3 protein-coding genes are annotated in these 3,838 nt (G+C 29.5%); all 3 read right to left on the bottom strand.

Annotation, left to right across the window (positions count from 1 at the left end):
* Positions 1–215 precede the first annotated feature (215 nt).
* The 3 genes from IV513_RS15040 to IV513_RS15050 are packed head-to-tail and all read right to left on the bottom strand — an operon-like array spanning position 216 to position 3,549.
* Positions 216–1,556 carry a DNA cytosine methyltransferase gene (locus IV513_RS15040; protein ID WP_209391376.1) on the bottom strand — a complete coding sequence of 447 codons (1,341 nt, stop codon included), beginning with the start codon at positions 1,554–1,556 and terminating at the stop codon, positions 216–218.
* Positions 1,557–1,558: 2 nt separating this feature from the next.
* Positions 1,559–2,392 carry a hypothetical protein gene (locus IV513_RS15045; protein ID WP_209391377.1) on the bottom strand — a complete coding sequence of 278 codons (834 nt, stop codon included), beginning with the start codon at positions 2,390–2,392 and terminating at the stop codon, positions 1,559–1,561.
* Positions 2,392–3,549: a hypothetical protein gene (locus IV513_RS15050; RefSeq protein WP_209391378.1), complete on the bottom strand. Its 1,158-nt coding sequence runs from the start codon at positions 3,547–3,549 to the stop codon at positions 2,392–2,394. The genes IV513_RS15045 and IV513_RS15050 overlap by 1 nt, the downstream gene beginning before the upstream one ends.
* Positions 3,550–3,838 lie beyond the last annotated feature (289 nt).

The following is a 3,838-nucleotide window of genomic DNA, read 5'->3' on the forward strand; positions in this document are numbered from 1 at the left end:
ATTAAAAAGAATGATGTTATTAAAATTCTGAAAATTTCTTTCATAGACGCTGTTTTGATGAAATTGCAGGTAACGGAAAAAGTATTGGCGAAGTGCGGGCTTTCGAAGAACTAAAAGTTCAACAACGACCAAACGTAGCGAATGCTTTTTCGATTATGCTAACTTACAAAAAAATGCAGAATTGAAAAGCATGAGCGGATTATTTTTTCTGCTTTTCAATTTTGCACTTCTCCCCGCATTTTGCCAATACAATGTTGTGCGATCGTGCTTATTCTTGCTTGGTCACCAATTAAGATTAATTTTTTGGCAATTATTTTTACAATATGTGCATTTACTGCGTTCCCTAAAGCTTTAAAAGCAGAATTTTCAGATTTTGGTAATAATAAACCATCTAAAGATTGTAGTTTTAAACCTTCTTCTTTAGTAATGTATCTTTTTTGCCATCCAATAATTGGTACTTGTGTCGATGTACAAACAAGCGATGGAAAATAATCAACTTTTTTAACTCTAATTCCCGATGCTCTAAATTGTAAAATATAATTGAAAATGTCTCTTTCATTTTCTCCTACATTCCATTCAAGTTTTTGCCAACTTTGAGAAGGTAGTTTTGAAATTTTTTTTACAACATCTTTTATATTTTTTTTGTTTTCAATATAAAAATTTCTTGACTCCCTTATATAGCGTTTTTTCCAAGTTGGAAATTCCTTTTCAACTCTGGAATAACTTGGCAAATTTTCTAATTGCATTTCTTTAGACATATTTGCTAAAGATTTTCCAAAATTACCTTTGTATTTACCTAGTTCTCTTTCACTCATAATATGAGGAAACTCATTTTCGTAAGGGTAGGTTGCTCCAAATTCCATAGCCCAAATTGGAGCACCAATAATTTTATTCTCTTTTGGAATAGATCTAATAAATTCTTGCCAAAGATTCAAACATTCTAAATTTTCTTTGGATAGATGCTTTGTAATAATTGGCTTTTTATCAATAAATCTGTTAATATCAATATTATCAGTTTTTAGTTTATCTATATCACCAAAATTGAAATAATCAAGATTGTTTAATGAGCCAACAATAAAAATTCTTTTACGATGTTGAGGAATACCAAAATCTTGTGGAGAATAAATATTTTGCTTAACGTTATAACCAATATTTTCTAATTCATTTTTGATATAATTCCATGTTTTTTCTTCATCATGTTTTGCAATAAATGCTACATTCTCTAAAATAAAATATTTTGGTTTTCTGTAATTTAAAATTTTTATAATTTCGTCAAATAAGTCTCCACGACCTTCATCTTCTCGGCCAAGTTGTTTTCCTGCTTTTGAAAATGGTTGACAAGGAAATCCTGCACAAAGAATATCATGTTCAGGAATTAAATTAATATTTTCTGAAGTTACCTTTCTAATATCACCATAAGGTTTTATTTTCCAATTCTCATAGTAAATGTCTCTCAATTCACTATTTAATTCAGATACAAATACACATTCATGCCCAAGTTCATGAAGTGCTTTGTGAAAACCACCTAGACCAGCAAATAAATCAATAAACTTCATAACTAACTTGCAATAAATGAATTTATTCTTGGTTCACACCAATTGATTAAATCTGTAGTTAAATCAGTATCGATTGCATTGATATATTGAATATTTTGATAGATTCTTGGTCTGTCAAACATAATTCCGGCATCAGTCACAACATCATCATATCTTTTTTCATTAATCACAATAGGTGCGGTAAATCCTTTTAATGGGTCGGCTCCCCAATGTATGTATTGAGTCCAAGCTTTGTATGGTATTCCTAATAATTTTTTATCCCAATTAAATCCAGCAGCACATTGTATAAGTGCCGTAATTTGACTTTTCCTTTTATCATTAAAAGGCTTCCAACAAATTATATCTACGCCTCTGTCATTGAAATTTGAGGAAGGTTCTTTAATAAAGGTTTCAAAAATATCTGTTGCAATTGTTTTTACAGTTTGCTTACTTGGATGACCATAAATAATTGAATGTCCTGAAAAGTAATTACTAACTGCTTTACTTGACAATCTTTCAAACAACTTACCTGTTTTTACAGCATCAACAGAGTTTCCATCAATGGATAAAATAATACATGTTAAATATTCTGGGAAATCTTTCCAATTTATTAACGGTAAAACTTCTCTAACATCTAATTGATACGGTTTATTGGCACCATAAAGAATTAATCTTCTTTCAAGTTCTAACCAAATATCGTCGATAAATGCTTGTTCAGGTTCAGAACCAGAAGAATCTTCAATATAAGATAGTAATTCCGATTTAGATAAACCATCATTCATCGCAAAAACGTAAAACTCCACCCAATCTGCCACATTACTAACAGAATTTGGATTTTCCATTAATTTTGTAGGCATTATAATTTAATATTATTTATTAATAAAATTTTATCTAATGTTTCCTTAATTTTTTTAATATCATCAATTACTAATTCTTTATTTGAATCATTAAATAGCCCAAGAGAGATAGCTAATAATCTATTTGCTTTGCTTAAATTTTTCTTTAGTAATTCATCTTCACCATCACTCATTTCATAAGCATCATCCAAGTTTCTAGTCTCTCTTAATATTTGGACTGCGTGTTCTTTTCTTAAAACAGGAGATAACTTAGACGTGATATCTCTTGATTCTTGAATAACGGGAAGTTTTTCATTCTCCTTTTCACCAAACAGCCAGGAAAACAAATCTTTTAAATTATCTAATTTATCTTTTGGTATAGGATTACTTAAATCAACATTTTGTAATTTTTTATCTAAGCCTATAAAATCTTTAACACCACCTTGTCCAGTTGCTAAAAGTAAATAAGAAAATAAATTTTCTGCTTTAGTCGTGTCAATATCAAATTCGTCCTTTACAACTTCAATAAGTTGATAAGATAAATAAATTTTTCTTGCAGAATTAGTTCTGTCTCCAACTTGTTTTTGAATATCATCAATTGAATTTCCTGCGTTAACCATATTTGCTACATATCTTGCTTTTGCATATGGCTCCCATTTTTTTATACCAGAAATATGTCGCACTCCTAAATAAGGTAAAACTTGTTTTCTTTCAGGGTAAATAATTACAGGAATAATTTGTAAATCATCTAAAATGTGGCTTTCAGGTGTTGGAAAGGTTTTAATTTTAAGTTCATTTCTCAGGGTATCATCAAGTAATAGTTTGATTGTTGATAATCTTCTATTTCCTTCTAATACAATAAATTTAGTTTCAGAATTATTAATAAATTCAATATATTTTTGATTTTCTTTTAAATCTTCATACGAAACACCTTCAAATTCAATAGGTAAATTTTCAGGAACTGCGACTAGAGGTTCTTCATCAAAATAACCGTTTTCGGTCATAGAATATGCTAATTCTTCTGTATCAAAGAATTTGTATAAAGCGAATATAATGTCATTTTGAGATTTTCTTTGAACATCTTGTGGCAATCTAGGGTTTTCAGGATCTAATAATAAATTCTGAGTACTAATATTTAATAATGGTCTTTTTCTTCCTGTACCTGCAAAATCAGCCATATTTATTACTTCTAATTGTTTTAATCAACAAATATAGCGAAAATTGTTAGTTAGTTTTTGGTTGTAGGATAGAATTATAAAGTTGAGAGTTGTCTTTTTAGCATGTCGCACAACGGGAAACGTATTGCTGAAGTGCGGGCTTTTACACCTGAAATTTCTACTAAAAACTGCACGAAGCAAAAAATGTTTACCGCTGACTAAATTAATAAAAAAATGGAGGCGGAAACATTTTTTGCGACTAAATTTCACAAAATTTTCAACGCAAGAGCCTTCAATCCCGCATTTTAGC

The organism is Chryseobacterium sp. RR2-3-20 (assembly GCF_017808115.1).
Lineage (GTDB): Bacteria > Bacteroidota > Bacteroidia > Flavobacteriales > Weeksellaceae > Chryseobacterium > Chryseobacterium oryzae.